16 protein-coding genes are annotated in these 16,875 nt (G+C 72.2%); 11 read left to right on the top strand and 5 right to left on the bottom strand.

The genetic code is table 11. The annotated features are described in order from the left end of the window. Positions 1–8 precede the first annotated feature (8 nt). From C5508_RS01685 to C5508_RS01675, 3 genes are all read left to right on the top strand, one after another. Positions 9–1,052 (top strand): ABC transporter substrate-binding protein, encoded by a 1,044-nt coding sequence (locus C5508_RS01685; protein WP_157943909.1) that lies wholly within the window; start codon positions 9–11, stop codon positions 1,050–1,052. Positions 1,053–1,136: 84 nt separating this feature from the next. After that, positions 1,137–2,567 (top strand): APC family permease, encoded by a 1,431-nt coding sequence (locus C5508_RS01680; RefSeq protein WP_104522966.1) that lies wholly within the window; start codon positions 1,137–1,139, stop codon positions 2,565–2,567. Further along, positions 2,564–3,589: an acetamidase/formamidase family protein gene (locus tag C5508_RS01675; protein ID WP_104522964.1), complete on the top strand. Its 1,026-nt coding sequence runs from the start codon at positions 2,564–2,566 to the stop codon at positions 3,587–3,589. Before C5508_RS01680 ends, C5508_RS01675 begins: the two co-directional genes overlap by 4 nt. Positions 3,590–3,655: 66 nt before the next feature. Here the strand turns inward: C5508_RS01675 and C5508_RS01670 are convergent, their stop codons facing one another. Then, positions 3,656–4,465, bottom strand: a complete 810-nt coding sequence (locus C5508_RS01670) for a discoidin domain-containing protein (protein WP_157943908.1) — start codon at positions 4,463–4,465, stop codon at positions 3,656–3,658. A 247-nt stretch (positions 4,466–4,712) separates the two neighbouring features. Between C5508_RS01670 and C5508_RS01665 the strand changes: the two genes are divergently transcribed. Genes C5508_RS01665 through C5508_RS01655 form a run of 3 tightly spaced genes read left to right on the top strand, consistent with a single transcriptional unit; the run spans position 4,713 to position 7,029 of the window. Continuing rightward, entirely contained in the window at positions 4,713–5,564 is an 852-nt protein-coding gene (locus tag C5508_RS01665) for an alpha/beta fold hydrolase (RefSeq protein ID WP_104522960.1), read from the top strand. After that, positions 5,554–6,330, top strand: a complete 777-nt coding sequence (locus C5508_RS01660; RefSeq protein WP_104522958.1) for a hypothetical protein — start codon at positions 5,554–5,556, stop codon at positions 6,328–6,330. The genes C5508_RS01665 and C5508_RS01660 overlap by 11 nt, the downstream gene beginning before the upstream one ends. Before the next feature lie 27 nt (positions 6,331–6,357). After that, positions 6,358–7,029 (top strand): haloacid dehalogenase type II, encoded by a 672-nt coding sequence (locus C5508_RS01655; RefSeq protein ID WP_198597780.1) that lies wholly within the window; start codon positions 6,358–6,360, stop codon positions 7,027–7,029. Between the two features lie 9 nt (positions 7,030–7,038). Here the strand turns inward: C5508_RS01655 and C5508_RS01650 are convergent, their stop codons facing one another. Further along, positions 7,039–7,833 (bottom strand): DUF427 domain-containing protein, encoded by a 795-nt coding sequence (locus C5508_RS01650; RefSeq protein WP_104522956.1) that lies wholly within the window; start codon positions 7,831–7,833, stop codon positions 7,039–7,041. A gap of 109 nt (positions 7,834–7,942) precedes the next feature. Between C5508_RS01650 and C5508_RS01645 the strand changes: the two genes are divergently transcribed. Continuing rightward, the gene (locus tag C5508_RS01645; RefSeq protein WP_104522954.1) at positions 7,943–9,319 is read left to right on the top strand and encodes an FAD-dependent oxidoreductase; all 1,377 of its coding nucleotides are present in this window, start codon (positions 7,943–7,945) and stop codon (positions 9,317–9,319) included. A gap of 13 nt (positions 9,320–9,332) precedes the next feature. Here C5508_RS01645 and C5508_RS01640 read toward each other — a convergent pair whose 3' ends face one another. Next, positions 9,333–9,998, bottom strand: coding sequence for a TetR/AcrR family transcriptional regulator (locus C5508_RS01640; RefSeq protein WP_104523038.1), 666 nt, complete (start codon positions 9,996–9,998; stop codon positions 9,333–9,335). A 170-nt stretch (positions 9,999–10,168) separates the two neighbouring features. Between C5508_RS01640 and C5508_RS01635 the strand changes: the two genes are divergently transcribed. The 4 genes from C5508_RS01635 to C5508_RS01620 all read left to right on the top strand — a co-directional run bounded on the left by C5508_RS01635 (position 10,169) and on the right by C5508_RS01620 (position 13,705). Further along, positions 10,169–10,975: an SDR family NAD(P)-dependent oxidoreductase gene (locus tag C5508_RS01635; protein WP_104522952.1), complete on the top strand. Its 807-nt coding sequence runs from the start codon at positions 10,169–10,171 to the stop codon at positions 10,973–10,975. 49 nt (positions 10,976–11,024) lie between these two features. Next, positions 11,025–12,101 (top strand): alkene reductase, encoded by a 1,077-nt coding sequence (locus C5508_RS01630; protein ID WP_104522950.1) that lies wholly within the window; start codon positions 11,025–11,027, stop codon positions 12,099–12,101. 807 nt (positions 12,102–12,908) lie between these two features. Continuing rightward, positions 12,909–13,163, top strand: a complete 255-nt coding sequence (locus C5508_RS01625) for a hypothetical protein (RefSeq protein ID WP_157943907.1) — start codon at positions 12,909–12,911, stop codon at positions 13,161–13,163. A 143-nt stretch (positions 13,164–13,306) separates the two neighbouring features. After that, complete coding sequence (locus tag C5508_RS01620; RefSeq protein WP_104522946.1) at positions 13,307–13,705, top strand: hypothetical protein; 399 nt, start codon at positions 13,307–13,309, stop codon at positions 13,703–13,705. On the opposite strand, the gene C5508_RS01615 is transcribed toward C5508_RS01620, so the two are convergent. Further along, the gene (locus tag C5508_RS01615; RefSeq protein ID WP_232796842.1) at positions 13,665–15,299 is read right to left on the bottom strand and encodes an MFS transporter; all 1,635 of its coding nucleotides are present in this window, start codon (positions 15,297–15,299) and stop codon (positions 13,665–13,667) included. The two genes, C5508_RS01620 and C5508_RS01615, sit on opposite strands and share 41 nt — an antisense overlap. Positions 15,300–15,484: 185 nt before the next feature. Further along, the gene (merA, locus tag C5508_RS01610; protein ID WP_104522944.1) at positions 15,485–16,852 is read right to left on the bottom strand and encodes a mercury(II) reductase; all 1,368 of its coding nucleotides are present in this window, start codon (positions 16,850–16,852) and stop codon (positions 15,485–15,487) included. Positions 16,853–16,875 lie beyond the last annotated feature (23 nt).

The raw sequence follows: 16,875 nt of genomic DNA, 5'->3' as shown, positions 1-16,875 counted from the left end.
TTCTCCGCGTGCCCGGTGCCACGCGTCCGCTGGACCCGTTCGAGCTGCTGCTCACGGGTCCGCGCAGCGACGTCCTCCCCGTGGGTCTGGCGGTGCCCCTGACGGGGCCGCTGGCGCTCACCGCGCCGTCCGCACTGGACCTCGCGGGGCTCGCGGCCGACGAGCTGAACGCCGCCGGCGGGGTCGACGGCCGCGAGGTGCGGCTGGTCCCGGTCGACTCCGGGCGGTCGCCGGAGGTCGTGGCGGCCGAGGCGGCGTCCCTGTTCCAGGCGGGCCTCGTCGACGTGCTCGTCGGCTTCCACACCAGCGACGTGCACCGCGCCCTGGAGCGGGCCCTGCCGCGCGGCGCCCGGTACGTCTTCACCCCGCCGCACGAGGGCGGCCGGCTGCGGCCCGGCGTCGTCCGGACCGGGGTCTCGCCCGCGGAGCAGCACGCGGCGGCCCTGACCTGGCTGGTCGGCTCCCGCCGCGCCCGGCGGTGGGTGCTGCTGGGCACCGACTACGTGTGGCCGCGCGCGGTGCACCGGGCCGCGCACCGCGCACTGGCCGCCGCGGGTGCCGAAGTGGTCGGCGAGGCGCTGGTGCCGTTCGGCCCTCCCGACATGGGCCCTCTGCTGGACCTCGTCCGGCGCACCCGCGCCGACGGCGTGCTGCTCAGCATGGTCGGGCGCGACCTGGTCACGTTCAACCGCGAGTTCGCGCGGGCCGGTCTGGACCGCCGCGTGGTGCGGTTGTCCGGCGCCTTGGAGGAGAACGGGCTCTACGCGTTGGGCGGCGACGGCACCGGCGAGCTGTACGCCTGCATGCCCTCGTTCGCCTCCTCCGGCGACGGGCCCGACGAGACCCAGCTGGACCTGCAGGAGCGGCACGCCCGCCGGTCGGGGCCCTCGGCTCCGGTGGTGTGCGCGTACGCGCGCGGGCTCTACGACGGCGTCCGGGTGGCCGTGTCCACCCCCGGCCGGACCCGGGTCCCTCGCCGAGCCCCGTTCGCACGGCTGGCCCGCGCCGACGGGCTCACCCTGCGCGAGATCCCCGGCCTTCTCACGACCTGAGACGGATACTTCCACCTGGAAGGATTGCGTCCTACCCTGCTGGCGCCCCGGCACCGCACCGGGAGGACACGGAGGAAAGCGCGCATGAGCGAACCCCGCACCACCACCGGCCCCGCGCTCGGCGGCGTCACGCCCGCCGCCAGCGAGCAGGGCGTGGAGTCCTTCGGCTACAAGCAGGAGCTCAAGCGCTCGCTGACCTTCGGCGACCTGCTGGTCTACGGCCTGGTCTTCATGGTCCCGATCGCGCCGTTCGGCATCTTCGGCGGCGTCTTCCAGGCGTCGGGCGGCATGGTCGCGCTGGCCTACGTCGTCGGCGGACTGGCCATGGCGTTCACCGCCGCGTCGTACTCGCAGATGTCGCGGGCCTTCCCGATGGCCGGCTCGGTCTACACCTACGCCGGACGTGGCATCGCCCGTCCGGTGGGGTTCATCGCCGGCTGGATGGTCCTCCTGGACTACCTGCTGATCCCCGGCCTGCTGTACCTGATCTCCGGGTTCGCGATGAACTCGATCCTGCCCGGCATCCCCGTCTGGATCTGGGTCGCCGCCTTCGTCGTGCTGAACACGGTGGTCAACTACTTCGGCATCGAGTTCACCGCGCGGGTGAACAAGATCGTGCTGGTGGCCGAGCTGATCGTGCTGGCGATCTTCCTCGTCGTGGGCGTCATCGCCCTGTCCTCCGGCGAGGGCCGCGGCTGGGACTTCTCCCCCATCTACAACAGCGACACGTTCTCCCTCGAGCTGGTCTTCGGCGCCGTCTCGGTCGCGGTGCTGAGCTTCCTGGGCTTCGACGCCATCTCCACCCTCGCCGAGGAGAACCGGGACTCCGCGCGCTCCATCGGCAAGTCGATGATCGCCGCGCTGGTGCTCGCCGGGACGCTGTTCGTCGTCCAGACCTGGGTCGCCGCCCTGCTCGTGCCGAACCCCGACACCCTGATCGCCGAGGGTGACGCGGCCGGCACCGCCTTCTACGACGCCGCCGAGGTCGCCGGCGGCGCGTGGCTGGGCACGCTCACCGCCGTCGCCACCGCGATCGCGTGGGGTTTCGCCAACTCGCTGGTCGCCCAGGCCGCCACCTCGCGGCTGCTGTTCGCGATGGCCCGGGACCGCCAGCTGCCCTCGTTCCTGGCCACGGTCCACCCGACCCGGCGGGTGCCGGTCAACGCCACGTTCCTGGTCGCGGCCATCTCGTTGGTGCTCGGCATCTACATGAGCACCCGCGACGACGGCATCACGCTGCTGTCCACGCTGGTCAACTTCGGTGCGCTGTCCGCGTTCCTGCTGCTGCACGCCTCGGTGGTCGTCCACTACATCGGCCGCCAGCGCAGCCGGAACTGGTGGCTGCACCTGGTCGTGCCGGTCGTCGGCTTCGCGATCCTGGCCTACGTCGTCTACAACGCGCAGGTCGCCGCCCAGGAGCTCGGCTTCGTCTGGTTCGCGATCGGGATCGTGCTGCTGGTCATCCTCATCGCCACCGGCCGCAAGCCGGAGCTGCGGACCGAGGACGCCCTGTGAGCCTCGAGGTCGTCCAGCTGACCCCCACCCCCGACCAGTACCGGTACACCTTCGGCGGGGCACCCGAGCCGCTGGTGCGAGTGCAGCCGGGCACGGTCGTGGAGCTCACCACCGAGGACTGCTTCGGCGGCCGGGTGACGAAGGCCGAGGACCTGCCCAGCGCCGTCTGCGACTTCTCGCAGCTCAACCCGGTCACCGGACCGATCCACGTCGAGGGCGCCGAGCCCGGCGACACCCTCGCGGTGCACTTCGTGGAGATCGCGCCGGCCCGCGACTGGGCCGTCTCGGCGACGTTCCCGCACTTCGGGGCGCTCACCGCGACGCACAGCACGGCGATGCTGCACGAGCCCCTCGAGGAGGTCGTGTGGGTCTACGAGATCGACCGGGAGCGCGGCACCTGCCTCTTCCGTCCGCGCCGCGGCGGCCCCGAGGTCGAGCTGCCGCTGGACCCGATGCACGGGACGGTCGGGGTCGCCCCGGCCGGCGGTGAGGTGTTCGCGACCATCACCCCCGGCGCGCACGGCGGGAACATGGACACCCCGGAACTGCGCGCAGGGACGACGGCGTACTTCGGGGTGAACGTCGCCGGCGGGCAGCTGGCCATCGGTGACGGCCACTGCCGGCAGGGCGAGGGCGAGGTGTGCGGCACCGCGGTCGAGGCGGCGATGCGCACCGTCGTCGTCGTCGACCTGATCAAGGGCGGCGGCAACCCGTGGCCCCGGCTGGAGACCGACGACTACCTCATGTCGACCGGCTCCACCCGGCCGCTGGAGGACGCCTACCGGGTGAGCCAGCACGACCTCGTCACCTGGGCGGCGCAGCTCACCGGCTGGGACACCCTCGACGCCTACCAGCTGGTCAGCCAGGCCGGGCTGGCGCCGGTGGCCAACGTCGTGGACACGAACTACACGATGGTCGCCAAGCTGGCGAAGGCCTACCTGGGCCGCGAGGGCCTTTCCGTCGCCGACGGCGTGCACGACCGGCTGCGGCGAACCGGCGCGGCCTACCTCGCCCAGCGCTGATCCGCTCCACCTCGGGGCCCGGCCGGATCTCGGCCGGGCCCCGAGCCGACCGGGGAGGGCGGGCCATCACGGCGCCTCGTAGACCTCGATCTCGGCCGCGCCGGTGTTGCCGCCGCTGGTGCGCTCGGCGTCGATCCTCAGGACCTGCCCGGTGAACTCGGCCTCGCTCACGGTGGATGCGGTGCCGGCGCCGAAGGGTCCGTAGGTCTGCCCACCATCGACGGTCACGGTGAAGCTCTCGACGACGGATGTGCCGTCACTCATCGACCGGCTCCGCAGCGCCATTCCGACCACGTCCACCGGTCGCCCCAGGTCGATCGTGATCGACGCATCGTCGCCGTCGCCGTCACTCGACCACTCGGTTGCGAGATCACCGTCGACGGCATTGGCCGCGGTGAAGGCGTCGGAGAACTCGGAGCTGGCGTCCATGACCTCTGCCCCGAGAGCAGCGTTCTCGCCCGGCGTGCCGGCCTCTTCAGCCAACGGGGTCCGGAAGGTCATCAGCTCGCTGCGATAGAGGTTCCCGTCGGTCCCCGACCCCTGCACGCGGTAGAAGTACTCGGTGTCGGGCCGCAGTCCGCTCATGACGGCCTCGTGGTCGGTGTGGGCACCACCGCCCATGTCGGCGTCGGTCGCCATCCCGTCACCGAGGGACTCGTCCTGTCCGAACACGACGGCGCAGGCCATGTCGAGATCTGTGGAGACCCGCAGGGTGGCGAACGTGCCCGAGGCGTCGGGCAGCACGACCGGATCCTCGACGAACACCTGCTCGGCCGCGCGGACCGCTGGGTCAGGCGCGGCGGAATCTGCCGATCCACCGCATCCGGACAGCAGCAGGATGACGCCTGCTGCGGGGACCAGTGAGGATCGGAGCACTCGAGACCTCATGAGCGGCCAACGGTGCGTCGCGCGCCACTGTTCCTGCACGGTCAGTGACATCCGGATCTCGCTGGAAGGTCCTCGGCGAACCGTTCGGTCAGCTTGGGCGGTTCACGGGCACGTCACGGGGCATGGCCCGGAGCAACCGAGCAGAGAAGGACGTCGACATGCGAACGACCACAGCAGGACCGCACCCGGCCGGTCCACCGGCGGCATCCATCCGGCCACGGTCGGGAAGTCGCTCGTGAACGGGCTCGGTGTGCACCTGCACGAGGACCTGCTCGACGGCGAACCGATCCGCTGGCTGGAGCACGGAGAGGGCTCCCCCGTCGTCCTCGTGCACGGCATCCCGACCTCGCCCCGGCTCTGGCGCCACGTCATGCCGCTGGTCAGCGGCCGGTCCCTGGCGTTGGAGATGGTCGGCTACGGCAGCTCCATCCCCGACGGCGAGGGCCGCGACCTGGGCCTGGCTGCCCAGGCCGACCGGCTGCTGCGCTGGCTGGACCTGATCGGCGTCGAGTTCCCGGTGCTGGTGGGGCACGACCTCGGCGGCGGGGTGGCCCAGATCGCCGCGGCCCGGGCGCCCGGTCGGTTCTCCGGGATCGTGCTCACCAACGCGGTCTGCTACGACTCCTGGCCCATCCCCAGCGTCAAGGCGATGCGGAGTGCCGCGCCGGCTCTGCGGTACCTGCCGGAGCTCGTCCTGTATCCCTCGTTCGTCCAGCTCCTCCATCGCGGCCACGACGACCGGGCACGGGCGCTCGAGTCGATCGGCGTGCACTGGCAGCACTACGTCGCCCACGGGGCTGCGCGCAGCCTGATGCGCCAGGTCAGCGCGCTCGACGTGGCGGACACCCTGGCCGTCGCCGACGAGCTGCCCGCCCTCGGCCTCCCCGCCCGGGTCGTGTGGGGTGACGCCGACCGGTTCCAGAAGGTCGAGTACGGCCGGCGCCTGGCCGCCGACCTCGGCACGACCCTGCAGCCGATTCCCGGGGGGAAGCACTTCACCCCGGAGGACCACCCCGAGGTCATCGCCGGCGTCATCGACGAACTGATCTCCGCACGGCCGGAACCGGGGTCCGACCGTGGGCAGTGAGGCGTCCGCCGGCTTCGTCGGCTATCCGATGGTCGAGGAGGCGGCGGCCATCGGCGTGGTCGCCGACGTCTACGCCGGGTTGCTCCAGTCGATGCCTTTCGTCCCCAGCCTGTTCAAGTCCCTCGCGCTGTGCCCCGGCTACCTCGTGCTGGCCGCGGAGCAGGCCGGCGCGGTGCTGCCGGACCCGGCCTACGCCTCGGCAGCGCAGGAGCTGGTCACCTCGGTCCGGGACGCCGGGATGCCGCCGGTGGACGCCGAGGTCCAGCAGGCGCTTGCCGGGTTCGCCGGACCGCTCAGCCGGATGCTGCTGCTGGCTGCCGGTCTCCGTCTGGCGCTCGGCGGGGAGCTCGACGCCCCACCCGCGCCCGGACGCCCACCTGCGGGACAACCCGTCGAGCCGCAGGACCCCGCCCCCTCTCCGGCCGACGCCCCGGCGCCGGAGCTGTACGGCGACATCCGCGTCGCCCTCGACACCCCGATCGTCAACACCGTCTGGCGCTCGCTGGCCGGACGTGGGCTGCTCGAAGCCGCCTGGGACGTCCTCGGCCCCCAGGCCGCCACCACCCGGCCGGCCGCCGACCGCCTCCAGCGGCAGGCGCTCACAGCGGCGCGGCAGCTGCCCTGGCAGGTCGCGGCCGGGCCGTCCGCACTGGAACGCGACGGGCTCGCCGACGCCCGACCGGGCATGGCCGCCGTGCTCGACGCCTACCTCGCCACCCTTCCGCGCGTCCTCGTGCTCGTGGCGTCGAGCACCGACGCCACCTGATCCCGCCCTCTCTCTCCTGGAGCCCTGGTGACCAGCTCGCCGTCCGTGATCGTCTTCGACGTCAACGAGACCTTGTCCGACATGAGCCCGATGGCGCAGCGCTTCACCGACGTGGGTGCACCGGACCACCTGGCGAAGCTGTGGTTCGCCACCCTGTTGCGCGACGGGTTCGCCCTCACCGCCGCCGGCGCCTCCCGCCCCTTCGCCGAGCTCGGCGCCGACGCCCTCCGCACCGTGCTGCACGGCGTGGAGCTCGACCGGGACCTCGATGCGGCCGTGGAGCACGTCATGAGCGGCTTCGGCGAGCTGGCGGTCCACCCCGACGTGCCCGACGGCATCCGGGCCCTGCGGGCCTCGGGGCGGCGCCTGGTCACCCTCACCAACGGCTCCACCCAGGTGTCCGAGCGGCTGCTCACCGACGCCGGCATCCGCGACCAGTTCGAGGTCTTGCTCTCGGTGGAGGACGCCGGGGCGTGGAAGCCGGCCCGCACCGCCTACGAGTACGCCGCCCGGACCTGCGGGACCGACCCCGCGGACATGCTGCTGGTGGCCGTCCATCCCTGGGACATCGACGGCGCCGCCCGCGCCGGCCTGGCCACCGCCTGGATCGACCGGGCCGGCGCGCCGTACCCGCAGTCGTCCACCCCGCCGTCGCTGCGCGTCGGGGCTCTGACCGATCTCGCCGCCACGCTGACCTGATGGCGTCGGTCAGGTGGTGACCTGCACCTCGACGTGCTCGCCGTCGAAGGACCGGTGGCCCGCGGCCGGGAGCGCCTCCAGCAGCGGCTCGCGGTAGCACCATGCCGCGTCGTCGTACCGCCGCCCGTCGACGACGACGTGCTCGTAGGTCGCCACGCCCTTGTACGGGCAGACCGTCGTCGTCGGGCTCTGCTGCAGAACACCGTCGCGGACGTCGGCCTCCGGCACGTACCAGCGCACCGGCAGACCGGTCTCGAACACCGCGACCGGCGACCGCGTCTCGGCGACCACCTGCCCGCCCACGCGGACGACGACCTGCCGGGAGGAGCGCCGGGCGTCCACCCGGTGGAAGGGGTCGCGGGGGTGGCCGAGCATCTGCTCGTCCTCGATCCACCAGGAGTCCAGGCGCTCCAGGTGGAAGGAGACCAGCCCGGCCAGCGGCGGGCAGCCGTCCACCGGCTCCGGATAGGACCAGGCGGCATCCTCGACCCGGTGCCCGTCGACCTCCAGGTGCCAGTAGTGGGCCTCGCCCTTGAACGGGCAGGTGGTGCGCGTGTCGCTGGGCCGCAGCACGCCCGGCGCCACGTCGGCCTCCGGCAGGTACCAGCGCGGCATCAGCCCGGTCTCGTGCAGCAGCACCGCACCGGTGGTCTCCACCACCGTCTGCCCGCCCAGCAGGCCGCGGATGCGCTCCTGCAGTGGATGCGCGAAGAGCGCGTGCGCGGGAGCCACCGACCACAGGTCGGCGTTCAGCTCCCCCGTCGAGGGACGCGCGAGGGGGCCGGTGCCGAGGGTCAGCGACATGACCCGACCGTAGGCGCGGCCACCCCACCTCACCAGCCTGCTCCACCTTCGGCCGGCGAGCCGACGCCCGGTCGGCCGGCGGGCCGGAAGTGGCCTACGGTCAGCCGTCATGGGACGGCGACTGGTGGTGATCGGCGGGGACGCCGCCGGCGGCAGTGCCGCATCTCAGGCCAAGAAGCGGCAGCCTGATCTCGACGTGGTGATGTTCGAGCGCGGCCGGGCGACCTCGTACTCTGCCTGCGGCATCCCGTACTGGATCGGCGGCACGGTCAGCAGTGAGTCCCAGCTCGTCGCGCGCACTCCTGACCAGCATCGCGCGGCTGGTATCGACGTGCGGCTGCGTACCGAGGTGACCGGCATCGACCTGGATCGACGGGTCGTCCTGTGGCGTGAGCTGGCGGGCGGGGGCGAGGGGACCGAACCGTTCGACGAGCTCGTGTACGCCGCGGGCAGCGTGCCGATGCGCCCGCCGGTACCGGGGATCGACGCCGCGGGCGTGTACGGGGTGCAGGTCCTCGACGACGGTGTCGCCCTGCGCACCGAACTCGACAGCGGCCGGGTGCGGACCGTCGTCGTGGTGGGTGGCGGCTACATCGGCCTGGAGATCGCCGAGGCCTGCCGGGTCCGCGGTCTGCAGGTCACGGTGGTCGACCGCTCGGCCACGCCGGTGGGCACCTTCGATCCCGACATCGGGGAGTTCATCGCCGATGCGGTGCGCGGCGTGGGCATCGACCTGTTGCTCTCCGAGGAGGTCGTCGCCGTCGACGTCGGCGGTGACGGGCGGGCCCGAGCGGTGGTGACAGGAAGCGGCCGGGAGCTGCCGGCCGATCTCGTCGTGCTCGGCCTCGGCGTCCGGCCCAACATCCGGCTGGCGCAGGAGGCCGGCATCGCACTCGGCACATCCGGCGGTATCGCGGTGGACGCCCGCATGCGGACCCAGGTCGAGGGCGTGTGGGCGGCCGGGGACTGCGTCGAGTCCCGTCACCGGCTCTCCGGCCAGCGGGTGGTGGTGGCGCTCGGCACGCACGCCAACAAGCAGGGCCGCGTCGCCGGGATCAACATCGGCGGCGGGTACGCCACCTTTCCCGGCGTGATCGGCACCGCGATCACCAAGGTCTGCGACCTCGAGGTCGCCCGCACCGGCCTGTCGAGCGAGGAGGCGCTGGCGGCCGGCTACTCGTTCGTGACCGCCTCGGTCGACTCCACCACCAAGGCCGGCTACTTCCCCGGCTCCCGGCCCATCCGGGTCAAGATGATCGCCGAACGACGGAGCGGGCGGCTGCTCGGTGCGCAGGTGGTCGGCCGCGAGGCGGCTGCCAAGCGCATCGACGCCCTGGCCATCTGCATCTGGAACGAGATGACCGTCGACCAGATCCTGTCCCTGGACCTTGCCTACGCGCCGCCGTTCGCGCCGGTGTGGGACCCGGTGCTCATCGCGGCCCGCAAGGCCTTCGAGGCCGTGGAGGTCGACGTCCGGCGGCTCTGATATCGGTCAGCGATCACGCCGCGCGTTGGCCCGGGGTTGCGGCCCCGGGCGGATCGGCCGGCGCCACGTGCGCAGCGACGCCGTCGAGAGCCAGGTCCAGCGCCGCTTCCAGCGGGAAGGGCGACCCTGTCGCCTGCGCCAGCAGCAGTCCCCCTTGCAACGCCGCGAGCAGACCCGCAGCCAAGGGATCCGGTTCGGCCACGAGCTCACCGCGTTCCTGCATGCGGCGCAGCCCGCCCGCCAGCCGGTGCTCCCAGTCGGCGAAGCCGGCGACCAGTTCGGCCGGCGCGCACCGCTCGGCCTGGGTCAGCTCGGCCGCCAACCGCCCCAGCGGGCAGCCACCGGGGTAGCCGATCTGACAGTTCAGGGCGACGACCCGGTCGCGCCATCTTCGCAGCGCGGCCAGCGAGTCGATCGAGTCGAGCTCCGGTTGCTGGGCACTGAGCACCTGCTGGACCTGCCGCTGGATGACCGCGCCGACGAGCGCCGATTTGTCGGTGAAGTAGTGGTACAGCTGCGACTTGCTGGTGCCGGTGACCGCTCGGACGTCGTCCAGGCTGGTGCCCGCCACGCCGCGTGCGTGCATGAGGTCCGCGGCCGCCGTCACGATCCGCTCGCGGGTGGCTCGTCCCCGCGCGGTGAGCACGGGTTCCGGGATGCCTGACGGTCGTTCACGCATGGCGATCACCGTACCGAGGAATTGGACCTGCGAGTCCACTGTTGACCAGTAATGGACCGCGCAGTCCACTGCGAGCTCTTGCCGGAGCGGCCGGTCGGCTCTCCAGGGGCGGCTCGGACGGCGTCCCGGCGCACGGCCGGCCGGACTCACTGCCTTCACGAAAGGAATCCATGAATCTCACCGACCGCTCCATCCTGCTGACCGGCGCCGGTGGTGGCATCGGCCGCAGCCTGGCTCTCCAGCTGTCGGCCTTCGCCCCGCGGCTGACCCTGGTCGGCCGCCGTGCCGAACCGCTGGAGGAGGTCGCGTCCCTGGTCCGCGACCGCGGCGGGCAGGCGCACGTGGTGGCCGCCGACCTCGGCGCACCGGAAGCCCCCGCCCGGGTCGTGGCGGCCGCCCAGGAGCACTTCGGCGGTATCGACGTGCTGGTCAACAACGCGGGCAACGTGCGGGCCGGGCGGCTGGCGGCGATCGAGGAGTCCGAGGTCGTCGCCCAGATCGCCCTCAACCTCACCGCGCCGATCCTGTTGACCCGGGCCGCTCTGCCCGCGCTGCGCGCCAGCGGGGACGGCCTGGTCGTCAACGTCTCCTCCGGCATCGGGCTGGTGGGCATGCCGTTCTACGCCACCTACGCCGCCACCAAGGCAGGCATCGCCCACTTCGGCGAAGCGCTGCGACGGGAGATGTACGGCGAGGGCGTGCACGTGCTCACCGTCTACCCGGGTGCCACCAGCACCCCCATGATGGCCAGCTCGCAGGCCGGTCCCGAGCACGGGTTCGTCTACGAGACCCCCGACGAGGTCGCCGCGGCGACGGTCGCCGGTATGACCGACGGAAGCCTCTCCGTCGTCCGCGGTGGCGAGCGGCGCCGGCAGATGATCGACCTCAACCGCAACGACCCCGGCGCGCTGGACCGCCAGCTCGCCGAGGGCAAGACGGAGCTGGAGCAGGCCGTCACCGGCCACTCGAGTCTCTGAGCACCGATCCGACTGATCCATACACCGACATCCAGGAGAGAACTGCCTCGTGAGCTCGTCCCTTTTCACCCCGCACACCATCAACGGCATCGAGCTGGCCAACCGGCTGGTGATGGCCCCCATGACCCGGAACCGCGCCGACGCGGACGGTGTCGCCACCGATTCGATGGTCACGTACTACGCCCAGCGGGCCGGGGCCGGCCTGATCGTCACCGAGGGCACCCAGCCCAGCGCCGTCGGCCAGGGCTATCCGAACACCCCCGGCATCCACACCGCAGAGCAGACCGCCGCCTGGCGCCGGGTGACCGACGCGGTCCACGCCCGGGGTGGCCGGATCTTCCTGCAGCTGATGCACGCCGGGCGGATCTCCCACCCGTCGCTGCAACCGGACGGCGGCCTGCCGGTGGCCCCTTCGCCCGTGCGCCCCGCCGGTCAGGTGTTCACCACCGAGGGCCTGCAGGACTTCGTCGAGCCGCGGGCGCTGGAGACCGACGAGGTCGAGCAGACAGTGCGCGACTTCGCCGAGGCCGCGCGGCTCGCGGTGCACGAAGCCGGTTTCGACGGCGTGGAGGTGCACGGGGCCAACGGCTACCTGCCCCACCAGTTCCTCGCCGAGGGCACCAACCAGCGCACCGACCGCTACGGCGGCTCGGTGGAGAACCGGGTCCGCTTCCTGATCGAGGCCACGACCGCGGTCGCCGGGGCCGTCGGGGCCGATCGGGTGGGCGTCCGGGTGTCGCCGGCGAACAGCTTCAACGACATCGTGGAGCACGAGACCGAGGAGACCTACGCGGCGGTGGTCGCCGGCCTCCAGCCGCTGGGCCTGGCCTACCTGCACGTCGTCGAGGGGCCCCCGACGGTCACCGAGAAGATTCGCAGCAACTGGTCGCGGGCGCTGATCGTCAATCCGGCCTTCAGCCTGGAGACGACGGCGGAGAACCTGCAGGCCCTGCTGGACGACGAGCGGGCCGACCTGGTCGCGGTCGGGCGTGCCTTCATCGCCAACCCCGATCTGGTGCGCCGCCTGCAGGAAGGCGCGGAGCTCAACGTGGGCGATCCGTCCAGCTTCTACGGCGGAACCGACGCCGGGTACATCGACTACCCCGCGCTGGAGCAGACCGCCTGATCCCGACGGCCGGCCCGCGGACCCGACCAGGTTCCGTGGGCCGGCCGGCTCCCCTGGGCGGTCCAGCCGTACGGGCGCAGCGACGCCTCCTGCGACGCCCAGAGGATCTCTGCAGGGTTCTCGCTCCTCGCGGCCGCTAGCGCGCCGCCTCCTGCCACTCCCTCAGAACGTTCGCCATGTTGTCCCGGGCCGCTTCCGCCGTCTGCACCAACGGCCACGGCTGCCGCCGGCTTGGTCTGTGCACGAGCGGCTCACTGTGCATGAGCACGGTCGGCGTCGAAGCGTCCGTACAACTGGCGAGGAAGGCTTACATCCAGCGGGTGCTCGGCCGCCAAGGGCGACTCGGAGTCCAACCTACGAAGAGGTCCAGCCCGCCATGCTGGGCTCGTCGGCATGTTCGGCTGCCAGCTCATCCACGTAAGCGACGGCTTGCTGGACAACGGCCTCCAGGTCTGCCGGTAGCTCGTCCCGGTGCCGCCCAAACGCGATGCGCAGTGTTGCACCTCAGCTGCAGTCGCGACTGGACAGAGGCCTGGCACCAGGCGTACTGGATGCGCCGACGGCCGCCGCGCCCGACGAGAGCCGGAGCAAGTCGCATGCGAGACGAGACGGGAGCTGAGCAACGGTCTCGGACCGACCAAGACGCTGGTCGAAACTGTAGGGCTCCCCCGATTGGACTCGAACCAATAACCCTGCGATTTGATCTTGGAGCGTTGGGTGTTGTTGATCTGAGATGACTGCGCAGGTCAGGGCGCGACCGATGCGTTGGTTGCATCGGTTCAGGACGAATGCATGCGGCAGTATTTGATGAGTAAACGCGATCACGGCGGCAGGCTGTCCTGGACGGTCCTCGGCGTCCGGATGGGCTCCACCAGCGAGCAGCCGCAGCGCATCGAGATGCTCGCCGCGCTCGGCCGGATGAGCTGGATGGAGTGTCCACCTCAGCATCTCTGGCTCGACGGCTCGGCCGCCCGTGCGGTCCTCAAGGCCGTCATCTGCCGACGCCCCACCCGCGGCTGTACCGGATCGGGGTGGCCGACCTTGGCGGAGAGCGGCGGCTGATCGGTCTGGGGGCACCGGCGGTGTCGGCAGCTTCCTGCTCGATCGCGGCGTCGAAGTGATTCACGTGCTGACCATCTCCGCGCCCCCTCCCCCGCACCAGCGCCGTCTCCGGCTCATTACTGCGGCGCCGTCGAGGCGACTCGATGAGAGAGAACGTCACCTTCTCGCCGGAGCAAGCCTGCCCCCGTGACGCGCTGGCCACTGGCGCCAACCGGGCGATCATCCGCCGGGCCTGCGACACGGCGATCCTGCCCCATCTGCCGCGGCAGACTGCTTGCCGCGGCATGCTGCAGGCCTTCGTCGACAGCTATGACGGCGCCACCCACCGGCTGCTCACCGAGCTGGTCGACGTCATCGGCGCCAGCATCGCCGACGTCGACCGGCCCACCGTCGAGGCGCTCCTCGATCCGTGCAGCAGTCCCGCATTCGTATCCCTCACCGGACCGCTCCCCCGTCACCCAGCCATGGCGACCGGAGGTATGCATGCGGCTGCGCAGAGGGTCATCGCCGTTCGGTGCTGGTTCCGGTGCCGGACGTGGTGAGTGCACCGTGGTCGGTCGGGACGGCCGCAGGCCTGACCGGGCCGATCACCGGCGTGTTCCCGGATCGTGATCTGAACGGGCCCGGGCGCCGGCGCGGCGCTGGGCACACAGCATGCGTCGGTGCACCCATCGGCGCAGCCGCACCTCGAGCGTCGGTCGTCGGGGGTCTCACCGGAGCGCGCAGGGGAACGACAGCCCTCGCCGCGCCAGGCTTCCAGGCCCTCCTCGACCGCGACGGCAGCGATGACCGGCCCGGCGACCGGGTCGGCCCGTACCTGTCCGCGGTACTGCTCGTGGGGCTGATCCTCAACGCCCCGCTCGGCTGGGGCTTGCCGACCCGGGCCTGACCGTTGCTCAGTCCGGACTTGGGGGGGGCTGCCTCGTGCGAGGGTGCGGGTGTGCGGCTGGCGGCGAAGCCGACGGCGGCGGCCAGCAGCAGCAGGATGCCGCCGAGGTAGTAGACGGCGCGGATGCCCACGGTGTCGGCGAGCAGCCCGCCGACGCCGAGACTGGCCAGGCGCCCGCTCTGCCACAGCAGGTCCATGAGGGCGAAGATCCGCCCGCGCGTGCGGTCGGTGACGTACGACTGCAGCAGGCTGTTGAAGGTGACAGCGCCGGTGGAGGTTCCGACGCCGTACACGGCCAGGGCGGCGGCGGCGAACGGCAGGGAGCGGACAGAGGCGAGCACCAGGTCGACAACGCCCCGCAGCACGTAGGGGCCGAACACGTACAGCGGCCGGCGCGGGTCGGGGATCAGCCGCAGGAGGAGGGTGGGCCCGAGGGCGGCACCGACGCCGATCGCACCGACCAGGATTCCGTAGGCGTCCGCCGGTGCCCGAACGTGCTCGGCGGCCAGCACGACCAGCAGCGCACTGGTCGCGCCGGCCGACAGCGCGGCCAGCAGCTGTCCGATGGCCAGGGCGCGCAGCAGCCGGTCGCGGCAGACCAGGGCCACGCCGTCACGGGCGTCGGCGAGCAGCCGGAGGGGGCCGACCTCGCCCGGCGGCTCGACCAGCCGCAGGTCGCGCAGCGCCAGCGCCGAGACAAGGAAGCTCGCGGCGTTGATACCGAAGGCCCAGCCGGAACCGACCAGGGCGACCAGGCCTCCGGCCAGCGGCGCGAGGACGACCTGTGACAGCACCGCCGCGGTCCAGACCGCGCTGTTGGCGGCCACGGTCTCCCGGTCGGCCACGACCGAGGGCAACACGCTGTTGGCCGCGGGGTTGAAGAACGCCGCCCCGGCGGACAGGCCGAATGCGACCGCATAGATGACCAGCGGGTCGTCGTGCCAGACCACCAGCACGCCGGCCAGGGCGGCGCGGAGCACGTCGGCGGCGACCATCACCTGGATGCGGGGCAGCCGGTCGACGACGACGCCGGCGACCGGGGCGATGAGCAGCACCGGGACGATCTCGGCGACGACGACGCCCGCCACGCCCAGCCCCGAGCCGGTCAGCCGGTAGATCAGGATGGCCAGCGCGACGAAGCTGAAGATGTCGCCCCACTGGCTGACGGTGCGCGCCGCCCACAGCCGCCGGAAGTCCGGCTGGGCCAGCACGGCGCGCATCCCTGGCCGCCGCTGATCCTCCGTCACGCCTTTCCTGCCCCTCCTCCCCGGCGTTCCACTGCCCGACCGTCCGCGGCCAAGCCTCGCTCACCCCTCGCAGGGTTGGCCGTCCTCGTGAACGTCGGCGCCGCCCCGTACTGCCGTCCAGGCACCCCGACGCTGGCGCCTCAGCGAACGCAAGCGACCCGCAGTGCCCAAGCACGATGCTCCGCTCATGCGCAGCAGCTGGTCGGCTTGTCGGTGCGGAACAGTCCGGCGGCAATGCGCAGCGCCTCAGCCATCGTGAGGTACGGCGCCCACGTGTCGGCCAGGTCGTCGACGCTCAGCCCGAACTTGATCGCGTAGGTAGCAGCCAGCATCACGTCGCCGGCGCCGTCGAGTGCGGCGTGCACGCCCAGCACCTGTCCCGTGTCGGCGTCGATGACCAGCTTGAGGGCGCCGCGGGTGTCCCGGTTGGCCAGCGCCCGCGGGATGTCCTGCGCGCCGAGCACTCGACAGTCGCAAGCGTGACCGCGCGCCAGCGCCTGCCGCTCGGTGAGGCCGGCGCTGCCCAGCTGCGGCGTCGTGAAGGTCACCCCGGGCAGTCCGCGGTAGTCCACGGTCGTCGGCGCACCAAGCGCTCCTGCAGCAGCGGCGTGCCCGGTCTGTGCGGCGACGTAGACGTACTGCGGCGCTCGGGACACGTCGCCGGCAGCAAAAATCCGCGGATTCGTGGTGCGCTGATGGGCGTCGACGACGACGAAGCCCCGCTCATCGGTCTTCACCCCCGCCGCCTCCAGGCCCAGGTCGCCGGTGTCGGCGTACCGGCCGGTGGCCACCAGAAGTCGCTGCCCCGTCGCCTCCCGGCCGCCGCTTGTCGTGATCACGACGCCGTCGGCGCTGCCGGCCACGGCCACCCCGCGCTCCTCGACCACGGTGATGCCGTCGTCGGCGAACACCTCGCGCAAGACCGCGGCGATCTCGGGTTCCGTGTGCGGTGCGAACCGGCCCACGACGGTGACCTGCACGCCCAGGTGCGCGAAGAGCTGCGCCTGCTCCAGCCCGACGTAGCCGCCGCCCAGCACGACCAGCGACTCCGGCAGCCGGGTCAGCTCCATCGCCGTGGTGGAGGTCAGGTAGTCGACGCCGGCCAGGCCGGGCAGGTCGGGGATGTGCGGGGCCGCGCCGGTGGCCACCACGTACGCAGGCGCGACCAGTGGCTGCCCGTCGACCTCGAGGGTCTGCTCGTCGACGAACCGGGCGTGCCCGTACCGGACGGGAAAACCGTGCGCCTCGGCGACGTCGGCGTACTTCACCTGCCGCAGCCGGTCGATGAGCTCCTGCTTCTGCTCGGTCAGTGCGGCCATGTCCACGTCGCCGGCGCTGGTCGGTACGGCCCGGAACGGGTTGTCCTGCGCACGGTGCCGCCGGCCGGCGGCGGCGAGCAGGTTCTTGCTCGGTACGCAGCCGATGTTCAGGCAGGTCCCGCCCAGCGGTCCATGCTCGACCAGCACGGCGGACTTGCCGCGCGAGCGCGCCTCGATGCCGGCGGCCATCGCCGCCCCGCCGGTTCCGATAACGACCAGATCGACTGCGTCCACGTGCCGCTCCTCCGCTTGGCTCG

This window comes from Blastococcus atacamensis (genome assembly GCF_002938425.1).
Classification (GTDB): domain Bacteria; phylum Actinomycetota; class Actinomycetes; order Mycobacteriales; family Geodermatophilaceae; genus Blastococcus; species Blastococcus atacamensis.
This window is presented reverse-complemented; position numbering and strand designations above follow the sequence as displayed.